Here is a 17,549-nt window from a genome sequence, read left to right as displayed (position 1 = left end):
GCCCGGCGGGCCCCCGGGAAAGGGGCGTTCCGAACCTCCCCCCTCGTGGCTCGGAACGCCCCACACCCTGCGGGTTCCTCGGCGGACGACCGCCCGAACAAGGCTAGTTGACTGTGCGTCAGTGTCCAATCACGGTAGCGACAGCGACCTATCGACTTATTTATAGTTGGACGGTCCTGAGGCGCTGTCCGCGGACCGCCTGAGTCGAACGGCCCCCGAGGGCCGGGAGGGGCGGACATGGATCTGACGCTGCTGCGCACGTTCGTCACGGTGCACCGGGCCGGGTCCTTCACCCGTGCCGCCGCGCTCCTCGGCCTCTCCCAGCCGGCCGTCACCAGCCAGATCCGCACCCTGGAACGACAACTGGGCAGGCCCCTCTTCCTCAGACGGGCCCGTGGGGTCACTCCCACCACCATCGGCGACGAGCTCGCCCACCGTGCCGCCCCGCACCTGGACGCGCTCGTCGAGATCGCCGGGACGGGCCTGGACGAGCAGACCGGGCTGCGCACCCTGCACGTCGCGGGGCCGCCCGAGTTCACCTCAGCCCGGGTGCTGCCCGCCCTGACCCCGCTGGTCACCCAGGGTCTCGCGGTCCGCGCCTCCCTCCTCGTCGACGCGCAGGAGTCCCTCGACGGGCTCGCCGCCGGCCACCACGACCTGGCCGTCGCCACCACACGGCCCCGCGGTGAGCTGTTCGCCGCCACGCCGCTCTGCGACGAGGAACACGTCCTCGTCGCGGCCCCGCGCTGGGCCGCCCGGCTCTCCCCCGAGGCGCTGCGCGAGGGCGCGGGCGCCCTGGAGCGGCTGCCGGTGGTCGAGGTGCACGAGTCGCTGCCGTTCGTCTCCCGCTACTGGACGGCCGTCTTCGAGTCCAAGCCGGCCGCCGCCGCGACGGTGATCGCCCCGGATCTGCGGGCCGTCCGCGACTCCGCCGTCTCGGGCGCGGGGCTCGCCGTGCTGCCGCGCTATCTGTGCGAGGAGGACCTGGAGCGGGGACGGCTCGTGGCGCTGCTCGACCCTCCGGTGCCGCCGCTGCGCACCTACTTCCTCGTCATCCGCACGGGCACGCTCGCCCTGCCGCACCTGGCGCGGGCCCACGAGTGGCTCCTGCGGGCCGCGGGGGACTGGTGAGTTTCCGTACAGCGGGCGTTTCAGGACAGCGGGGGCGGGCCATTTTCTTCCCATGACCGAACGACCTGTGGTCAAGCGCACCGCACGCGCCATCCTGCTCGACGGGGACGACCTGATCCTCATCAAGCGCACCAAGCCCGGAATGGATCCCTACTGGGTGACCCCCGGCGGCGGGGTCGAGGCCACCGACTCGACCGTCGTCGAGGCCCTGCACCGCGAGGTGGACGAGGAGCTCGGGGCCAAGATCACCGATGTGGTCCCCTGCTTCGTCGACACCGTCGAGCACATCGTCGACGGCGGGGTCTCCGGGGTGAAGGTCCAGCACTTCTTCGTCTGCCGCCTGGAATCGATGGACCTCTCCCTGCGCCACGGCCCGGAGGTCGACGAGCCGCTCGGCGAGTACGAGATCGTGCGCGTGCCGTTCAGCCGGGTCGGCATCGCCGCCGTCCACCTGGTCCCGCTCTCGCTCCGCCACTACCTGGACGGCAACATCGAGGGCGTCCGGGCGATGCACGCCCCGGACCTCGGCTGAGCCCTGAGCCGGAGAACCGGAGAACAGCCCCTCGGCACCCGGCCGGCGGGGCGGGCCCTGGGCCGGCGGGCCTAGGAGGCCTGGGGGACGAGCTCCCCGAGATAGTCGTGCCGGATCCGGTCGGTGGGGATGCCGGCGCCCTTCAGGGCGTCGACCCCACTGCGGATCATGCCGAGCGGCCCCGAGAGATACGCGTCGTACTCGGCCCAGGGCCCGTAACGGGCCACCGCGTCCGGGAGCCGGCCCTCGTCCTCGGTGACCGGGCGCACGGCCAGCCACGGGAAGGTCTGCTGGAGCCGCATCATCGTGTCGATGTCGTACAGGTCGTGGCCGCTGCGGGCACCGTAGAACACCTCCACCGGCCGTCGGTCCCCGTGCTCGGCGACGTCCTCCACCAGCGCCTTGATCGGCGCGATGCCGGTCCCGCCGCCCAGGCAGAGCAGCCCGTTGTCGGTGGAGTGGTCGACGGTCATCGACCCCGCGGGCGGCCCGAGCCGCAGCACGTCCCCCGGGCGGGCGCGGTGGACCAGGGCGTTGGACACCCAGCCCGCCGGCACCGCCTTCACGTGCAGGCTGAGCAGCCCGTCCGGCCGGGGTGCGGAGGCGAAGGAGTAGTGACGCCATATCCGCGGCCACCACGGCGTCTCGAGCGTCGTGTACTGCCCGGCGAGGAACGGGTACGGCTGGTCGGGGCGGAGCGTGACGACGGCGACGTCCGGGGTCCTCAGGTCATGGCTGACCACCTCGGCCTGCCACCAGGGGGGCGCGAGCTGCTCGTTCTCGGCGGCCGCGTCGATCATGATCTGCGAGATCGTCGTGTACGTGCGCACCCAGGCCGCCTCCGTCTCCGCGTCCCAGGTCGTCCCGGCGTACCGGACGAGCGCGCCGATGAGCGCCTCACCCACGGCCGGGTACTGCTCGGGTCTCGTGCCGTACTTGCGGTGCCCCCGCCCGAGGTTCTGCAGGTACTCGGTGAGCACGCGCGTGTTGTCCAGGTGCTCGGCCGCCGTGAGCAGCGCCTTCAGCAGCCGGTCGCGCTGGGTGTCCATGGCCGCCGGGAACATCGCGCGCAGCCCGGGATGGCGGGTGAACAGCAGGGCGTAGAAGTACGAGGTCACCCGGTCGGCGACCGGTGCGATCTCCACCAGGGTGCGGCGGATCAGGACGGCGTCGGGCGAGGGCGTCCTCGTGGTGGCCGCCCGCTCAGGAATCGTTTCGTCCATCGGTATGAGGGGCGGCGCATCCGTGGCCGCAGCCGGAGCATCAGTCATGTCATGTGCCTCCCTGCAGTCGGCCTCCGTGTTCGCAGGATGACAGTCCGTGGAGGGTCTTGGACAGAAAGTGGGATTCCCGGTGATTCGCCCCGCCCCAGGGACTAGGCTGCGTTGTTTCGGACCAATTCATACGCCTCGCGCAGATCGCCGCCCGTGTAGCGGTGCCGGGCCAGGTCCGTGAGGTGATGGTCCGCGTTCACGGCGACGGACTCGGGCACGATCGCGAAGAGTTCGGCGTCGGACATCGAGTCTCCGTACGCGACGCAGTCGGCCCTCCCGACACCGAAGCGCGCGCAGAGTTCGCCGGCGATCCGTACCTTCGCCGAGGCGTCGAGGATGCCGGGCCGGTGAATCGGCTCCGCGAAGGGGACGGCGGGCCAACGGGAGCCGTGGGCGGCGTCCAGACCCCACTCCAGCAGCCGCTCGACGAAGAAGTCGGGCGACAGCGAGATGACCGCGCAGTGACTGCCTTCGGCCCGGATCTCCGCCCACACCTCCCGGATGCCGGCCAGCCAGGGCGCACCGTCGAAGGCCGCCGTCACCTGCTCCGGGGTGAGCTCGGACCAGAGCGCATGGGCCCGTACCGCGAACTCGTCAGGAGTGAGCCCCCGCAGCAGGAACTCCCGCTCCAGCCGGTCGATCTCCTCGCTCACCCCCAGCTGCCGGGAGATCTCCACCGCCGCGGCCGAGCCACGGATCAGCGTGCCGTCGAGATCGAAGAGGTGAAGTCGGCGCCTGCCGTTCAGGGTCGTCATGTACGCCGAGGCTAGTACGCCGGCTTACTCCCCCGGGAAGACGCGAGGGACGGTGGGTCTTGGGCACGGTGTTTCACGTGAAACATCTCCGGCGGCCCGTGCGGCGGGCACTCCTCGTCGTCCATGTCGCGGTCTCCGTGGCCTGGCTCGGCCTCAGCCTGGGGCTGCTGGCCCTCGGCCTCACCGCGTACACGACCCATGACCCCTCCCTCACCCAGGCGGCCTACCGGGCCATGAAGGTGTTCGCGGACTGGCTCCTCGTTCCGGTCGCCCTGGTGACCTTCGGCAGCGGTCTGGTGCTCTCCCTGGGAACTCCTTGGGGGCTCGCCCGGCATCGCTGGGTCTGGATCAAGTTCTGGATCACCCTGGCCACCGCCATCGCGACGATCTTCGCCCTCCGGCCGGAGATCGCACACGCCGCGGCGGCCGGGGTGCCGGACAGCAGTCTGGTCGCGGCACCCGTGGTCTCGACGACCGCCTATCTCTTCATGACCGCGATCTCGGTCCTCAAGCCCTGGGGTCTGACGAGACGTGGACGTCACCTGCGGGACTCCGCCACCCTCCGGCGGGCGGGGGCCCCCGCGGCGCCGCGTAAAGCGGTGGACGCGAGCCGACCCCGTCGGACAGCCTGACCACCATGCCCCTCTCGCATCCCTCGCTCGACCAGCTCCCCATCCGGCGCCTCACCGGCGACGACCTGCAGGCCTGCGCCGATCTGTCCGAGGACCGGGGCTGGCCCCGCGAGGAGCACAAGTGGGGGCTGCTGCTCACCGCGGGGATGGGGCTCGGCATCGACGACCCCTCGGGCAGGGGACTGGTCACGGCCTGCGTGGTCACGTCCTACGGGCCCGGTCTGGGCGCGATCGGCATGGTCCTGGTCGCCGAGCGGTACGCCCGCCGGGGCGTCGGACGCCGCTTGATGCAGCACGTCCTCGACGAAGCCGAGGGGACTCCGCTCAGCCTGTACGCCACGAGCAACGGGCAGCCGCTCTACGAACAGCTGGGCTTCACGCAGACGGGCCACTCCGAGATGCTCAGGGGCCGCTTCACCGGCACCGAACCCGCGACCGCGGGCGGGGTCCGCCCGGCGACGGCAGAGGACCTCCAGCACGTCCTGCGCCTCGATCACGAGATCTTCGGAGTCGACCGCACCCACCTCATTACCCGTCTGCCGGCCTTCGCCGATCATCTGCGGGTCGCCGAGCAGGACGGCGAGATCACCGGCTTCGGCGCTCTCTGGCCCAACATGGACACCCATGTCCTCGGCCCGCTGATCGCCCGCGACCCTGCCACGGCCCAGGCGCTCGTCGCCTCGCTCGCCGGCGCGAGCGACCGCCCGCTGCGTACGGACGTCGACACCCGCCACACCGCGCTGCTGACCTGGCTCAAGGCGAACGGCCTGGAGCACATCGCCACCAACGCGGTCATGGTCCACTCCCTGCCCGACCTCCCTGGCGACTGGACCCGACGCTTCGCTCCCCTGACCGTCGCGGCGGGCTAGGTCCTGTCGTCAAACTCCCGTCGTTGCCCGGAGGGCGGCCCCGCGGCGTCAGGTGCGTGCTCTCGGTGTGCCGGGCGCGAGGCCTCGTACCGGACGTACTCGGGCTTGTGCCCGGTGCAGCGAGAGCGCGTACATGGCGTCGCGGGGCAGGCGGGAGTTTGACGACAGGGCCTAGGCACCCGCCCCCGGTTCAGCGGCCCACCGATTTATTTGCACACGCGGACTTTTGCGCTTCATCGTCTACTCTTGGTGGGGAACCGCGACGACCGAGGAGACCGAGGAGAGATCATGACCGCGACGGACCCGGCACTGACGGCCCTCTCCCAGGGCTGGTGCGCCCTTTCCCTGCTGCACGGCAGGATCGAGTCGCACATCGAGCGTGCCCTGGAGTCCCAGCACGGTCTGAGTGTCCGCGAGTACTCCCTCCTCGACGTGCTCAGCCGGCAGCACGACGGTCCCGGCGGGCACCTCCAGATGAAGCAGGTGGCCGACGCGGTGGTGCTCAGCCAGAGCGCGACCACCCGGCTCGTCACCCGGCTCGAGGACCGCGGTCTGCTCACCCGGTACCTCTGCGCCACCGACCGGCGCGGTATCTACACCGACGTCACCGAGGCCGGCCAGAAGCTGCTCGACGAGGCTCGCCCCACCAACGACCGCGCCCTGCGCGAGGCCCTCGACGAGGCGGCCGTGAACCCGGAGCTGACCCCGCTGGTGCGGGTCGTCGAAGGCCTCGGCGTCCCGGCCTGAGTCCCCGGCGGCACGGCGTAGCCTGCCCAGCATGAGCGATCTTGAGATAAGGCCCGCCGAGCAGGGTGACCTGCCTGCCATCGTGGCGATGCTGGCCGACGACCCGTTGGGCGCCCAACGCGAGTCTCCGGACGACCTCGCCCCGTACCTCGCCGCCTTCCAGCGGCTCGCGGGAGACCCGAACCAGCACGTGGTCGTCGCCGTGCGCGCGGGCACGGTCGTCGGCACGCTGCAGCTCACTGTCATTCCCGGGCTCTCCCGCCGCGGCACCACCCGATCGATCATCGAGGGCGTCCGTATCCACGCGGAGGAGCGCGGCAGCGGGCTCGGCAGCCGGCTCATCGAGTGGGCCGTCGAGGAGTCCCGGGCACAGGGCTGCCGACTGGTACAGCTGACCTCCGACGTCACCCGTACCGACGCCCACCGCTTCTACGAGCGGCTCGGCTTCGAGGCCTCCCATGTGGGATTCAAGCTGGGCCTGTGAGGCCGGCGAGCTGGGGGATGCGCTGTTTCACGTGAAACAGCGCATCCCCATCCCCCGCGGCCTAGGTCAGAGCCCGCGCCAGCCCGCCTCGTCGACACCACCGGGCACGGCGTCCCCCTGCTCGTAGGGCTCCCGGGTGAAGACGAACGAGCCCAGGTCGAGATGGCTCACGGTGCCGTCCGGGCGGCGCACGGCCCGCAGCGTCTCCCCCTGGTAGTAGCCGTCGAGGCCGATCCAGCCACCGTCGGGCAGCGCTCGGAAGGTCGCCCGCCGCCCAGCACCCCGCAGCGGCTCCAGGACCACCCCGCCCCCGGGGCCGACCCGCAGCCCGTAGGCGTACGTGCCCCAGTACCAGGGGCCGGTGAGGGCGAGCAGTTCCTCGTCGACCTCGGCCTCCGCGAGCGGCCTCCAGGGCTCCGGGAAGCGCGGCTCGGCCTCCGCCACGATCCGGACGAGATCAGCCGCCACAGAGGACGGCAGAGGGCCCGACGTGGCGTTCGCGAGCGCCACGGCACCCAGGCCGTCCTCGACGCTCACCCAGAGACCGGCGACGAAGCCGGGCAACGAGCCCGTGTGGCCGACGAGCGTCCGGCCGTCATGGCGCAGCAGTTGGAGCCCGAGGCCGTACCCCCACTCCGCGTCGCCCGGTGCCGGCGGCACCGCCGGCACCCGCATCTCCTCGAGAGACGCCCGGCGCAGCACCCGCTCGTCGCCCTCGGCCAGGAACGCGGCGAACCGGCAGAGGTCGCCGACGGTCGACCAGAGCACCCCGGCCGGCGCCATGATCCCCAGATCCTCCAACGGCTCGGGCAGCATCACATCGGCCCACGGATGCACCGCCCAGCCGCCCGCGTGCGGGGCGACCGGCTGTACCGATGTGCGGCCCAGCCCCAGCGGCTCCAGGATCTCGGTACGCAGCGCCTCCTCCCAGGACATCCCGCGTACGGCCTCGACCAGCGAACCCAGCAGCGTGTAGCCGGGGTTGGAGTAATGGAAGAGGCGCCCGGACGGATGCACCAGGGGACGCTCCCCCAGGACGTCGGCCAACTCCGGTCGTGTCGCCCCCGGCGTCCGCTCCCACCACGGCGCGGGCGCCTCGGCCGCCAGGCCGGCGCTGTGCCCCAGGAGTTGAGCGATCGTCACCTCGCCGACGCCGGTCCCCTTCAGATGCTTCTCCAGGGGGTCGTCCAGCCCGATGAGCCCCTCGTCCCTCAGCCGCATCACCAGAACCGCGGTGAACACCTTGGTGATGGAGCCGATCCGGAACTGTGTCTCCGCGTCCGGAGCGTGCCCGTCGACGCAGGAGCGCGACCCGAACCAGACGGTCCGCCCCTCCCGCACCACACCCGCGACGAACGAGGGCGAGCGCCCCTGGGTCTGGGCGACGGCGATCCGGTGCAGCAGGGCACGCTCGGTACTGGGCAACAGGTCTTCGAAGGAAGAGGTCATGCGGTCATCTTCGCCCCGCACGTCCTCGTCCGCGCCGTCGTTTTCCGCACGGTGCCCGCACGCGGGCGCCCTCTCCCTCGCCCGGCGCCACCAGACGACGGCTCAGGTCTGCGCCATGTCCACGAAGCGCGAGTAGTGACCCTGGAAGGCCACGGTAATGGTCGCGGTCGGACCGTTACGGTGCTTGCCGACGATGATGTCGGCCTCGCCCGCGCGCGGGGACTCCTTCTCGTAGGCGTCCTCGCGGTGCAGCAGGATGACCATGTCCGCGTCCTGCTCGATCGAGCCGGACTCTCGGAGGTCGGAGACCATCGGCTTCTTGTCCGTGCGCTGTTCCGGACCACGGTTCAGCTGGGAGAGCGCGATGACCGGGAGCTCCAGCTCCTTGGCGAGGAGCTTCAGGTTTCGCGACATGTCGGAAACCTCCTGCTGACGGCTCTCGGAGCGCTTGGAGCCGCCGGACTGCATCAGCTGGAGGTAGTCGATGACCACGAGCTTGAGCCCGTTGCGCTGCTTGAGGCGCCGGCACTTGGCGCGGATCTCCATCATCGACAGGTTCGGCGAGTCGTCGATGTAGAGCGGGGCCTGCGAGACGTCCGGCATCCGGCGGGCGAGCCGGGTCCAGTCCTCGTCGGTCATGGTGCCGGAGCGCATGTGGTGCAGCGCCACCCGGGCCTCGGCCGAGAGCAGACGCATCGCGATCTCGTTGCGGCCCATCTCGAGGGAGAAGATGACGCTGGGCAGGTTGTTCTTGATGGACGCGGCCCGGGCGAAGTCCAGCGCGAGCGTGGACTTACCCATGGCGGGTCGCGCCGCGATGATGATCATCTGACCGGGGTGCAGACCGTTGGTGAGCGCGTCGAGGTCGGTGAAGCCGGTGGGCACACCGGTCATCTCGCCGCTGCGAGAGCCGATCGCCTCGATCTCGTCGAGCGCGCCCTCCATGATGTCGCCGAGTGGGAGGTAGTCCTCGGTGGTGCGCTGCTCGGTGACCTGGTAGATCTCGGCCTGGGCCCGGTTGACGATCTCGTCGACGTCGCCGTCGGCCGCGTAACCCATCTGCGTGATCTTGGTGCCGGCCTCCACGAGACGACGCAGCACGGCTCGCTCGTGGACGATCTCCGCGTAGTACGAGGCGTTGGCGGCCGTCGGGACCGACTGGACGAGGGTGTGCAGATACGAGGCACCACCGACGCGGGTGATCTCGCCGCGCTTCGTGAGCTCGGCGCCGACCGTGATGGGGTCGGCGGGCTCGCCCTTCGCGTAGAGGTCGAGGATCGCCGCGTAGACGGTCTCGTGGGCCGGCTTGTAGAAGTCGTGGCCCTTGATGATCTCGACGACGTCGGCGATGGCGTCCTTGGACAGCAGCATGCCGCCGAGGACGGACTGCTCGGCGTCCAGGTCCTGCGGGGGGACGCGCTCGAAGCCGGACAGCCCGGAGTCCCAGCCGCCCTCGCTGCCGCGCTCGTGCTGGTCCTCCCGCCCCCGTCCGCGGCCCCGGGGCTCGCGGGTCCGGGTGGGCAGCCGGTCGCTGGGTCCGCTGTCGGCCCAGGGATCGTCCAAGGGCTCGGTCATGCTCACCAAGCCACCTCCTCCCGTCCGCTCCGCGGACCTCTCCGTGCCACTCTTTCTTACGCCACGGCTCGGACAAACAAGAGGCTTTGACTCCGCTTCTGGCGCGTCGGGCGCCGGACCACGGTAGGCCCGCGGGCACCGTCAGCCAATCTGGTTATCCACAGGGCCTGTGGGTGAAGGCCCAGATGCTGTGGAGAACCCCCCGGAACCTGTGCACGGACCGGGGGACAGCCGTGTGGACAAACTCATAGGCGCCCGGGACAAGCGGCTCTGACCTGCACCTTTTCCATCCACGGGCTGTGGGGGAGAAAAACTTCTTCACCCGGATCAAGATCAGAACAAACGGCGCACACCCGAAGGGTCTCTCGCGCCTGAAGTAAGGATCAATAGTTCATTGCATCTCTTACCTGTGGAAGATTAGATTGAGCCCATGCATCAGGCTCACACGACCCCCAAGGCCGTTCGGCGCCAACACGACCGCGAGATCGTCTCGCTCGCCGTCCCGGCCTTCGGCGCACTCGTCGCCGAGCCTCTCTTCCTCATGGTCGACAGCGCCATTGTCGGCCACCTGGGCACTCCCCAGCTCGCCGGACTCGCCATCGCCTCGGCGCTTCTGGCCACCGCCGTGAGCGTCTTCGTCTTCCTCGCATACGCGACCACTGCGGCCGTCGCCCGCCGCGTCGGCGCCGGCGACCTCCAGGCGGCCGTCCGCCAGGGCATCGACGGCATCTGGCTCGCCCTCCTCCTCGGCGCCGCCGTCGTCGCCTTGATGCTGCCCACCGCTCCCTGGCTGGTGGACATCTTCGGCGCCTCCGACACCGCAGCTTCGTACGCCGTGACCTATCTGCGGATCTCCAGCCTCGGCATCCCCGCCATGCTGGTGGTCCTGGCCGCCACCGGCGTCCTCCGCGGCCTCCAGGACACCCGCACCCCGCTCTACGTCGCCATCGGCGGCTTCACCGCCAACGCCGCCCTCAACCTCGGACTGGTCTACGGCGCCGGGCTCGGCATCGCGGGCTCCGCCTGGGGCACGGTCATCGCCCAGCTCGGCATGGCGGGCGCCTATCTCGCCGTGGTGATCCGCGGCGCCCGCCGGCACGGCGCCTCGCTCCGCCCCGACGCCGCCGGCATCCGGGCCTGCGCCCAGGCCGGTGCGCCGCTCCTGGTCCGTACGCTCTCGCTCCGGGCCGTCCTGATGATCGCGACCGCCGTGGCCGCCCGTCTCGGTGACGCCGATGTCGCCGCCCATCAGGTCATCCTGTCCCTGTGGAGCCTGATGGCCTTCGCGCTCGACGCGATCGCCATCGCCGGGCAGGCCATCATCGGCCGCTATCTCGGTGCCGACGACGCGGACGGCGCCCGCCAGGTCTGCCGGCGCATGATCCAGTGGGGTGTGCTGTCCGGAGTCGCCCTCGGAGTGCTGCTGATCGTCGCCCGGCCGCTCTTCATCCCCCTCTTCACCAGCGACCCCGCGGTCCAGGACGCGCTCCTCCCCGCACTCCTCGTCGTGGCGCTCTCCCAGCCCATCGCCGGGGTGGTCTTCGTCCTCGACGGGGTACTCATGGGCGCCGGTGACGGCCCCTACCTCGCCTGGGCCATGCTGCTGACCCTGGCTGTCTTCGCGCCGGTCGCCCTGCTGATCCCCACGCTCGGAGGCGGCCTCACCGCACTGTGGGCAGCGATGACGCTGATGATGACCGTCCGGATGGCGACGCTGTGGTTCCGTGAGCGCTCCGGCCGCTGGCTGGTCACGGGCGCCACGCGCTGAGCGTTGTTTCACGTGAAACGGCGGAAGGGCCGCACCCCGAGGGGTGCGGCCCTTCCGTACTACTGAGCGCAGTTTGCCCGATGGCAGCGTTACGCGGCGACGACCTCGACGCCGAGCTTCGCGGCAACGTCGGGGTGCAGACGCACGGACACCTGGTGCGAGCCCAGGGTCTTGATCGGCGAACCGAGCTCGACGCGACGCTTGTCGACGTCCGGGCCACCCGCGGTCTTGATCGCGGCAGCGATGTCGGCCGGGGTCACGGAGCCGAAGAGACGGCCGGCGTCGCCGGAGCGAACGGCCAGGCGCACCTTCGTGCCCTCGAGCTGGGCCTTGATCTCGTTGGCCTGCTCGATGGTCGCGATCTCGTGGATCTTGCGGGCGCGGCGGATCTGCGCCACGTCCTTCTCGCCACCCTTGGTCCAGCGGATCGCGAAACCACGCGGGACCAGGTAGTTGCGAGCGTAGCCGTCCTTGACGTCGACGACGTCGCCAGCGGCACCGAGGCCGGAGACCTCGTGGGTGAGGATGATCTTCATTTTCCGGTCACCCTTCCCTTATCGCGCGGTGGACGTGTAGGGCAGCAGCGCCATCTCACGGCTGTTCTTGACGGCCGTGGCGACGTCACGCTGGTGCTGCGTGCAGTTGCCGGTCACGCGACGGGCACGGATCTTGCCGCGGTCGGAAATGAACTTCCGCAGCATGTTCGTGTCCTTGTAGTCGACGTACGCGACCTTGTCCTTGCAGAACGCGCAGACCTTCTTCTTAGGCTTGCGCACAGGCGGCTTCGCCATGGTGTTTCTCCTGTGTGATCAAGAAGTTTGGGTACGAGCTGCTCCCAGGGCTTGCGCCCTAGAAGGGAGGCTCGTCCGAGTAGCCGCCGCCGGAGTTGCCACCCCAGCCGCCACCGCCGCCGCCCTGCTGACCGCCGGAGGGGGCGCTGGAGGCCCAGGGGTCGTCGGAGGGAGCTCCGCCGCCCTGCTGGCCGCCGCCGGAGTTGCCACCCCAGCTGCCACCGCCGCCACCCTGCTGGCCGCCGCCACCGCCGCCGTAGCCGCCCTGACCACCGCGACCGGTGGTGCGGGTGACCTTGGCCGTGGCATTGCGCAGGCTGGGGCCGACTTCCTCGACGTCCAGCTCGTAGACCGTGCGCTTGACGCCCTCGCGGTCCTCGTACGACCGCTGCTTCAGCCGGCCCTGCACGACGACGCGCATGCCCTTCTGAAGCGACTCGGCGACGTTCTCCGCCGCCTGACGCCAGACCGAGCAGGTCAGGAACAGGCTCTCGCCGTCCTTCCACTCGTTGGTCTGACGGTCGAAGGTGCGGGGAGTGGACGCGATACGGAACTTCGCGACGGCCGCACCGGACGGGGTGAAGCGCAGCTCGGGGTCTTCGACAAGATTGCCGACGACCGTGATGACGGTCTCGCCTGCCATGGGTGAACCTCTCGGCGGGATTGCTTCTGGCTGCTAACTGCTACTCGGACCCGAGTACCTGTGAGCGAAAGCTCAGTGGGTCTCGGGGCGGAGGACCTTGGTCCGGAGGACCGACTCGTTCAGGTTCATCTGGCGGTCGAGCTCCTTGACGACCGCAGGCTCGGCCTGCAGGTCGATGACCGAGTAGATGCCCTCGGGCTTCTTCTTGATCTCGTAGGCGAGACGACGACGGCCCCAGGTGTCGACCTTCTCGACCTTTCCGTTGCCCTCACGGACGACGGAGAGGAAGTTCTCGATCAGCGGGGAGACAGCGCGCTCCTCGAGATCGGGGTCGAGGATGACCATCACCTCGTAGTGACGCATGTGGAACCCACCTCCTTTGGACTCAGCGGCCACGGTCGTTCCGTGGCAGGAGGGTCGTGATGCGTGAGCAACGGTATCCGCCGCCACTGACAGTCCCCCTCGCGAGCGAGGGGTGCCGTCGAGGCCCTTGGACGGACCTGGGCAGACACCGGTGCAGACCGTACAGAGTACCCGCACATCGCGCTGCGGTTGAAATCCGGCGGTGAGGGGACGCAATCTGTACCCAACGGATGTGGGCGGCGTCACAAGGCGTCGCCTTCCGGACGGCACGCCAGGAGGTGCCCCATGGCACAGGCAATGCGACCCGACCCCGGACACTCCCTCTTCGCCACGGACGGCAAGCCCCACCCGCTCCAGGACGCCCTGATGGGCATCACACTCTTCCTCGGAGTCCTCGCCGCCATCACCGCGCAGTTTCACCACCTGCACGCCCTGGCGTCCTGGGCGGGACTGATCGGCATCCTGACGGGTGCCTACGGCCAGTTCATCTCGGTGACGACACGGGAGCGGTTCGTCCTGATCGTCGGGCTCGGCGCCTCGGCGGTGGGCTTCTATCTCGGCATGTTCTACGGCGGCCTCGTCTGAGGTGCCGGGCCGGCCACCGGCCACGGGACACACGTCCCATCGGGGCGCTCCCCGGTCGCAGTAGGCTTCGGCGCGAGAGCCGGAGCCCCTGAACCGATGGGGACACACCTGCCGAGGAGCGCCCCGCATGAGCCTGACCCTGAGGACCATCAGCCGTGAGCAGCATCTGGCATTCATCCAGAGCCAGCCCGCGGCGAGCCACTGCCAGGTCCCGGCGTGGGCTGATGTGAAGACCGAGTGGCGCTCGGAGAACCTCGGCTGGTTCGACAAGGCGGGCGAGCTCGTCGGCGTCGGTCTGGTGCTCTACCGCCAGCTGCCCAAGATCAAGCGCTACTTGGCGTACCTGCCCGAGGGCCCGGTCATCAACTGGTACGCCCCGAACCTCGACGACTGGCTGCAGCCGATGCTGGCGCACCTCAAGCAGCAGGGCGCCTTCTCCGTGAAGATGGGCCCGCCGGTCGTCATCCGCCGCTGGGACTCCGCCGCCATCAAGTCCGGCATCCAGGACCCCGACGTCAAGCGTCTGAAGGACGTCGAGGCCAGCCACATCGAGCCGCGCGCCTTCGAAGTGGCCGACCGCCTGCGGAAGATGGGCTGGCAGCAGGGCGAGGACGGCGGCGCCGGATTCGGCGACGTCCAGCCCCGCTACGTCTTCCAGGTCCCGCTCGCGGGCCGCTCGCTCGACGACGTCCTCAAGGGCTTCAACCAGCTGTGGCGCCGCAACATCAAGAAGGCCGAGAAGGCCGGCGTCGAGGTCGTCCAGGGCGGCTACGAGGACCTCGCCGAGTGGCAGCGCCTCTACGAGATCACGGCCGTCCGTGACCACTTCCGGCCGCGCCCGCTCTCGTACTTCCAGCGCATGTGGACCGTCCTCAACAACGAGGACCCCAACCGCATGCGGCTCTACTTCGCCCGCCACAACGGCGTGAACCTCTCCGCCGCCACCATGCTGGTCGTCGGCGGCCACGTCTGGTACTCCTACGGCGCCTCCGACAACATCGGCCGCGAGGTCCGGCCCTCGAACGCGATGCAGTGGCGGATGCTGCGCGACGCGTACGCGATGGGTGCCACCGTCTACGACCTGCGGGGCATCTCGGACTCCCTCGACGAGACCGACCACCTCTTCGGTCTCATCCAGTTCAAGGTCGGCACGGGCGGCGAGGCCGTGGAGTACGTGGGCGAGTGGGACTTCCCGCTCAACAAGCTCCTCCACAAGGCCCTGGACATCTACATGTCGCGTCGCTGACGACGCGACCGAGGCTTGCGTAGTCTCGTACACACCTTTGATACACCGCAGCCACCAGAAAGGTTCCGGGCCGGCCATGGCGCTCTCCCTCTACGTCGACACCGCGCGCTGGCGGGCGCACCAGAAGACCGTGATCGACCAGTTCCCCGGTCTGATCCCGGTCTGCAAGGGCAACGGCTACGGCTTCGGCCACGAGCGCCTGGCGGACGAAGCCGCCCGGTTCGGAGCCGACATGCTCGCGGTGGGCACCACCTACGAGGCCGCCCGGATCAAGGACTGGTTCAGCGGTGACCTGCTGGTCCTCACCCCGTTCCGGCGCGGCGAGGAGCCGGTGCCGCTGCCGGACCGCGTGATCCGCTCCGTGTCCTCCGTGGACGGCGTGCACGCCCTGGTGGGCGCCCGCGTCGTCATCGAGTGCATGAGCTCGATGAAGCGCCATGGCGTCCACGAGGAGGACCTCGGCCGGCTGCACGCCGCCATCGAGGACGTTCGCCTGGAGGGCTTCGCCCTCCACCTCCCGCTCGACCGCACCGACGGCACCGACGCCGTCGAGGAGGTCATCGCCTGGATGGACCGGCTGCGGGCCGCGCGGCTGCCCCTGCACACGATGTTCGTCAGCCACCTGCGCGCCGACGAGCAGGCCCGGCTGCAGCAGCAGTTCCCGCAGACCCGTTTCCGCGCCCGCATCGGCACCCGGCTCTGGCTGGGCGACCACGAGGCCACCGAGTACCGCGGCGCTGTCCTCGACGTCACCAAGGTCGCCAAGGGGGACCGGTTCGGCTACCGCCAGCAGAAGGCCGCATCCGACGGCTGGCTCGTGGTGGTCGCCGGCGGTACCTCGCACGGCGTCGGCCTGGAGGCCCCCAAGGCGATGCACGGCGTGATGCCGCGGGCCAAGGGCGTGGCGCGGGCCGGCCTCGCGACGGTCAACCGGAACCTTTCTCCGTTCGTCTGGGCCGGCAAGCAGCGCTGGTTCGCCGAGCCGCCGCACATGCAGGTGTCGATCCTGTTCGTGCCGGCCGACGCCCAGGAGCCGCAGGTCGGCGACGAGCTGGTCGCCCACCTGCGCCACACCACCACCCAGTACGACCGGATCGTCGAGCGCTGAGCCACGGACACGAAGCGGCCCCCGGGGGACTCCCCGGGGGCAGCTCGGCGTTCTCGCCACGGACGGCGACGGGTCACTCCCGCGGCATGCCCCAGTCCACCCGCGGCCCTTCCACGGCCGGCGCGGCGTGGCGCGCCGGATGCGCCGCCCGGCCGAGGACGAAGACGTCCTCGGCGCCGTCCAGGACGCCTCCCGAGGGGTCGTCCGAGCCGTCCCGCCGCACCCCGTCCCGATCGGGCGCCAGGATGTCGCGCACGACCAGGACGCACAGGTAGAGCGTGCCGAGCAGGTGCAGGACGATCACGAACTGATAGCCGTCGGTCGGCAGCCCCTGCTTGTTGCCGCTGCTCGTGTACGCGAGGTACAGCCAGATGCCGAGGAAGTACATGACCTCGCAGGCCTGCCAGACCAGGAAGTCGCGCCAGCGCGGCCGGGCGAGGGCGGCGAGCGGGACGAGCCACAGCACGTACTGGGGCGAGTAGACCTTGTTGGTGAGGACGAAGGCGGCCAGGATCAGGAAGGCCAGCTGTACGAGACGCGGCCTGCGGGGCGCGTTGAACGCCAGGTAGGCGAGCCCCGCCAGCGCCAGCATCATCAGGAACAGCGCGTAGTAGTTGGCCGTCGCCGGGCGGATCGACTCGCCGGTGATCTGGCTGATGAGCAGCCAGAACGAGCCGAAGTCGATGTTCCGCTCCGTACTGAAGACGTAGAACTGCTTCCAGCCCTCGGGCGCCAGGAGCATCACCGGCAGGTTCACCACCAGCCAGGCCCCCACCGCCCCCAGTACCGCCGTGGCGAACGCACGCCACTTCCCGGCCCGCCAGCACAGCAGGAAGACGGGTACGAGCAGCAGTACCGGATAGAACTTGGCGGCCGTCGCGAGCCCGAGCAGCACGCCGAAGCCCAGCGGTCGGCTCCGCGCCCACATCAGCAGCGCGGCGGCCGTCAGGGTGACCGCCAGCAGGTCCCAGTTGATCGTCGCCGTGAGCGCGAACGCGGGCGCCAGGGCGACGAGCAGGCCGTCCCAGGGACGCCTGCGGTGGGTCCGGGCCACACAGACGGCCAGGACGGCCGTACAGACCAGCAGCAGACCGGCATTGGCCATCCAGTACGCCTGCTCGCGCTGGTTCAGATCGCCGTCGCCGGGCGTCAGCCAGGCCGCGACCTCCATGAACAGGCCCGTCAGGACCGGGTACTCCAGGAACGGTATGTCGCCACCGATCCGGTCGAAGTACGGGACCAGGCCCTCCGCGAACCCGCGCCCGGAGAACAGGTGCGGGATGTCGGAGTAGCAGGCGTGGGTGTACTGGGAGGTGGAGCCCCGGAACCAGGCCCAGTTGTAGCAGGGCAGCTTCTGCACCATGCCGAGCGCGAACATCCCGATGGCCACGAGCGCGATCACCCGCACCGGGGTGAGCTGTCCGGCCCCGAGGCGCGCGCGGCGCCCGATCGGTCCGCCGATCAGCTCGCTGCCGGCGGCCGCGACCTCGTCGGTACGGGTGGGGCAGACGACCGGGTCCCGTGGAGGGCTCGTCTTCTGGAGGCTCGGCATGGGGGACATCCTGCCGTACGGCCCCGGAAAACCGTGAGGGCCGCC

19 protein-coding genes are annotated in these 17,549 nt (G+C 70.2%); 10 read left to right on the top strand and 9 right to left on the bottom strand.

Translation table 11 applies throughout. The features are described 5' to 3' along the window. Positions 1-237 precede the first annotated feature (237 nt). Together ACIRQF_RS15555 and ACIRQF_RS15550 are read left to right on the top strand one after the other, a co-directional pair. Positions 238-1,131 carry a LysR family transcriptional regulator gene (locus tag ACIRQF_RS15555; protein ID WP_404092477.1) on the top strand — a complete coding sequence of 298 codons (894 nt, stop codon included), beginning with the start codon at positions 238-240 and terminating at the stop codon, positions 1,129-1,131. Between the two features lie 52 nt (positions 1,132-1,183). Beyond that, positions 1,184-1,663, top strand: a complete 480-nt coding sequence (locus ACIRQF_RS15550) for an NUDIX domain-containing protein (RefSeq protein ID WP_404092475.1) — start codon at positions 1,184-1,186, stop codon at positions 1,661-1,663. A 71-nt stretch (positions 1,664-1,734) separates the two neighbouring features. Here the strand turns inward: ACIRQF_RS15550 and ACIRQF_RS15545 are convergent, their stop codons facing one another. Then, positions 1,735-3,063, bottom strand: coding sequence for a globin domain-containing protein (locus ACIRQF_RS15545; RefSeq protein WP_404092874.1), 1,329 nt, complete (start codon positions 3,061-3,063; stop codon positions 1,735-1,737). After that, positions 3,039-3,692: an HAD family hydrolase gene (locus tag ACIRQF_RS15540; protein WP_382477403.1), complete on the bottom strand. Its 654-nt coding sequence runs from the start codon at positions 3,690-3,692 to the stop codon at positions 3,039-3,041. The genes ACIRQF_RS15545 and ACIRQF_RS15540 overlap by 25 nt, the downstream gene beginning before the upstream one ends. Positions 3,693-3,769: 77 nt before the next feature. Here ACIRQF_RS15540 and ACIRQF_RS15535 point away from each other — a divergent pair, with 77 nt between their 5' ends. The 4 genes from ACIRQF_RS15535 to ACIRQF_RS15520 all read left to right on the top strand — a co-directional run bounded on the left by ACIRQF_RS15535 (position 3,770) and on the right by ACIRQF_RS15520 (position 6,424). Continuing rightward, positions 3,770-4,324: a DUF2269 domain-containing protein gene (locus ACIRQF_RS15535; RefSeq protein WP_404092473.1), complete on the top strand. Its 555-nt coding sequence runs from the start codon at positions 3,770-3,772 to the stop codon at positions 4,322-4,324. A gap of 5 nt (positions 4,325-4,329) precedes the next feature. Continuing rightward, the gene (locus ACIRQF_RS15530; RefSeq protein ID WP_404092470.1) at positions 4,330-5,193 is read left to right on the top strand and encodes a GNAT family N-acetyltransferase; all 864 of its coding nucleotides are present in this window, start codon (positions 4,330-4,332) and stop codon (positions 5,191-5,193) included. Positions 5,194-5,481: 288 nt separating this feature from the next. Beyond that, complete coding sequence (locus tag ACIRQF_RS15525; protein ID WP_376627357.1) at positions 5,482-5,940, top strand: MarR family winged helix-turn-helix transcriptional regulator; 459 nt, start codon at positions 5,482-5,484, stop codon at positions 5,938-5,940. Between the two features lie 31 nt (positions 5,941-5,971). Beyond that, positions 5,972-6,424 (top strand): GNAT family N-acetyltransferase, encoded by a 453-nt coding sequence (locus tag ACIRQF_RS15520; RefSeq protein ID WP_404092467.1) that lies wholly within the window; start codon positions 5,972-5,974, stop codon positions 6,422-6,424. Between the two features lie 66 nt (positions 6,425-6,490). Here ACIRQF_RS15520 and ACIRQF_RS15515 read toward each other — a convergent pair whose 3' ends face one another. Both ACIRQF_RS15515 and dnaB read right to left on the bottom strand, forming a co-directional pair. After that, the gene (locus ACIRQF_RS15515) at positions 6,491-7,873 is read right to left on the bottom strand and encodes a serine hydrolase domain-containing protein (protein WP_404092464.1); all 1,383 of its coding nucleotides are present in this window, start codon (positions 7,871-7,873) and stop codon (positions 6,491-6,493) included. Between the two features lie 102 nt (positions 7,874-7,975). Beyond that, entirely contained in the window at positions 7,976-9,454 is a 1,479-nt protein-coding gene (dnaB, locus tag ACIRQF_RS15510) for a replicative DNA helicase (protein ID WP_376627351.1), read from the bottom strand. A gap of 424 nt (positions 9,455-9,878) precedes the next feature. Here dnaB and ACIRQF_RS15505 point away from each other — a divergent pair, with 424 nt between their 5' ends. Further along, positions 9,879-11,216, top strand: a complete 1,338-nt coding sequence (locus ACIRQF_RS15505) for an MATE family efflux transporter (protein ID WP_404092461.1) — start codon at positions 9,879-9,881, stop codon at positions 11,214-11,216. 89 nt (positions 11,217-11,305) lie between these two features. On the opposite strand, the gene rplI is transcribed toward ACIRQF_RS15505, so the two are convergent. From rplI to rpsF, 4 genes are all read right to left on the bottom strand, one after another. Continuing rightward, the gene (gene rplI / locus ACIRQF_RS15500) at positions 11,306-11,752 is read right to left on the bottom strand and encodes a 50S ribosomal protein L9 (protein ID WP_376627347.1); all 447 of its coding nucleotides are present in this window, start codon (positions 11,750-11,752) and stop codon (positions 11,306-11,308) included. Between the two features lie 18 nt (positions 11,753-11,770). Further along, positions 11,771-12,007: a 30S ribosomal protein S18 gene (gene rpsR / locus ACIRQF_RS15495; RefSeq protein WP_128983236.1), complete on the bottom strand. Its 237-nt coding sequence runs from the start codon at positions 12,005-12,007 to the stop codon at positions 11,771-11,773. Positions 12,008-12,065: 58 nt separating this feature from the next. Beyond that, on the bottom strand, positions 12,066-12,650 hold the full coding sequence (locus ACIRQF_RS15490) for a single-stranded DNA-binding protein (protein WP_376627345.1): 585 nt from the start codon (positions 12,648-12,650) through the stop codon (positions 12,066-12,068). Positions 12,651-12,722: 72 nt separating this feature from the next. After that, on the bottom strand, positions 12,723-13,013 hold the full coding sequence (gene rpsF / locus ACIRQF_RS15485; protein ID WP_004950685.1) for a 30S ribosomal protein S6: 291 nt from the start codon (positions 13,011-13,013) through the stop codon (positions 12,723-12,725). 285 nt (positions 13,014-13,298) lie between these two features. Here rpsF and ACIRQF_RS15480 point away from each other — a divergent pair, with 285 nt between their 5' ends. The 3 genes from ACIRQF_RS15480 to ACIRQF_RS15470 all read left to right on the top strand — a co-directional run bounded on the left by ACIRQF_RS15480 (position 13,299) and on the right by ACIRQF_RS15470 (position 15,952). Continuing rightward, positions 13,299-13,598 carry a hypothetical protein gene (locus ACIRQF_RS15480; RefSeq protein ID WP_376627343.1) on the top strand — a complete coding sequence of 100 codons (300 nt, stop codon included), beginning with the start codon at positions 13,299-13,301 and terminating at the stop codon, positions 13,596-13,598. A 127-nt stretch (positions 13,599-13,725) separates the two neighbouring features. Then, positions 13,726-14,844 carry a lipid II:glycine glycyltransferase FemX gene (locus ACIRQF_RS15475; RefSeq protein WP_376627341.1) on the top strand — a complete coding sequence of 373 codons (1,119 nt, stop codon included), beginning with the start codon at positions 13,726-13,728 and terminating at the stop codon, positions 14,842-14,844. A gap of 76 nt (positions 14,845-14,920) precedes the next feature. Beyond that, positions 14,921-15,952, top strand: a complete 1,032-nt coding sequence (locus ACIRQF_RS15470) for an alanine racemase (protein ID WP_389750713.1) — start codon at positions 14,921-14,923, stop codon at positions 15,950-15,952. Between the two features lie 73 nt (positions 15,953-16,025). On the opposite strand, the gene ACIRQF_RS15465 is transcribed toward ACIRQF_RS15470, so the two are convergent. Beyond that, positions 16,026-17,504, bottom strand: coding sequence for a glycosyltransferase family 87 protein (locus ACIRQF_RS15465; RefSeq protein WP_404092456.1), 1,479 nt, complete (start codon positions 17,502-17,504; stop codon positions 16,026-16,028). Positions 17,505-17,549 lie beyond the last annotated feature (45 nt).

The organism is Streptomyces sp. NPDC101191, from assembly GCF_044767915.1.
GTDB lineage: Bacteria > Actinomycetota > Actinomycetes > Streptomycetales > Streptomycetaceae > Streptomyces.
Note: the sequence above shows the minus strand (reverse complement) of the source record. Positions and strands in the feature narration are given on the sequence as shown.

Coding starts and splice junctions, on each gene's coding strand:
- ACIRQF_RS15555 (WP_404092477.1), top strand. CDS start 238: ATGGATCTGACGCTGCTGCGCACGTTCGTCACGGTGCACCGGGCCGGG.
- ACIRQF_RS15525 (WP_376627357.1), top strand. CDS start 5,482: ATGACCGCGACGGACCCGGCACTGACGGCCCTCTCCCAGGGCTGGTGC.
- ACIRQF_RS15540 (WP_382477403.1), bottom strand. CDS start 3,692: ATGACGACCCTGAACGGCAGGCGCCGACTTCACCTCTTCGATCTCGAC.
- ACIRQF_RS15505 (WP_404092461.1), top strand. CDS start 9,879: ATGCATCAGGCTCACACGACCCCCAAGGCCGTTCGGCGCCAACACGAC.
- ACIRQF_RS15490 (WP_376627345.1), bottom strand. CDS start 12,650: ATGGCAGGCGAGACCGTCATCACGGTCGTCGGCAATCTTGTCGAAGAC.
- ACIRQF_RS15480 (WP_376627343.1), top strand. CDS start 13,299: ATGGCACAGGCAATGCGACCCGACCCCGGACACTCCCTCTTCGCCACG.
- rpsR (WP_128983236.1), bottom strand. CDS start 12,007: ATGGCGAAGCCGCCTGTGCGCAAGCCTAAGAAGAAGGTCTGCGCGTTC.
- ACIRQF_RS15530 (WP_404092470.1), top strand. CDS start 4,330: ATGCCCCTCTCGCATCCCTCGCTCGACCAGCTCCCCATCCGGCGCCTC.
- ACIRQF_RS15465 (WP_404092456.1), bottom strand. CDS start 17,504: ATGCCGAGCCTCCAGAAGACGAGCCCTCCACGGGACCCGGTCGTCTGC.
- ACIRQF_RS15470 (WP_389750713.1), top strand. CDS start 14,921: ATGGCGCTCTCCCTCTACGTCGACACCGCGCGCTGGCGGGCGCACCAG.
- ACIRQF_RS15475 (WP_376627341.1), top strand. CDS start 13,726: ATGAGCCTGACCCTGAGGACCATCAGCCGTGAGCAGCATCTGGCATTC.
- ACIRQF_RS15515 (WP_404092464.1), bottom strand. CDS start 7,873: ATGACCTCTTCCTTCGAAGACCTGTTGCCCAGTACCGAGCGTGCCCTG.
- rpsF (WP_004950685.1), bottom strand. CDS start 13,013: ATGCGTCACTACGAGGTGATGGTCATCCTCGACCCCGATCTCGAGGAG.
- ACIRQF_RS15550 (WP_404092475.1), top strand. CDS start 1,184: ATGACCGAACGACCTGTGGTCAAGCGCACCGCACGCGCCATCCTGCTC.
- ACIRQF_RS15520 (WP_404092467.1), top strand. CDS start 5,972: ATGAGCGATCTTGAGATAAGGCCCGCCGAGCAGGGTGACCTGCCTGCC.
- rplI (WP_376627347.1), bottom strand. CDS start 11,752: ATGAAGATCATCCTCACCCACGAGGTCTCCGGCCTCGGTGCCGCTGGC.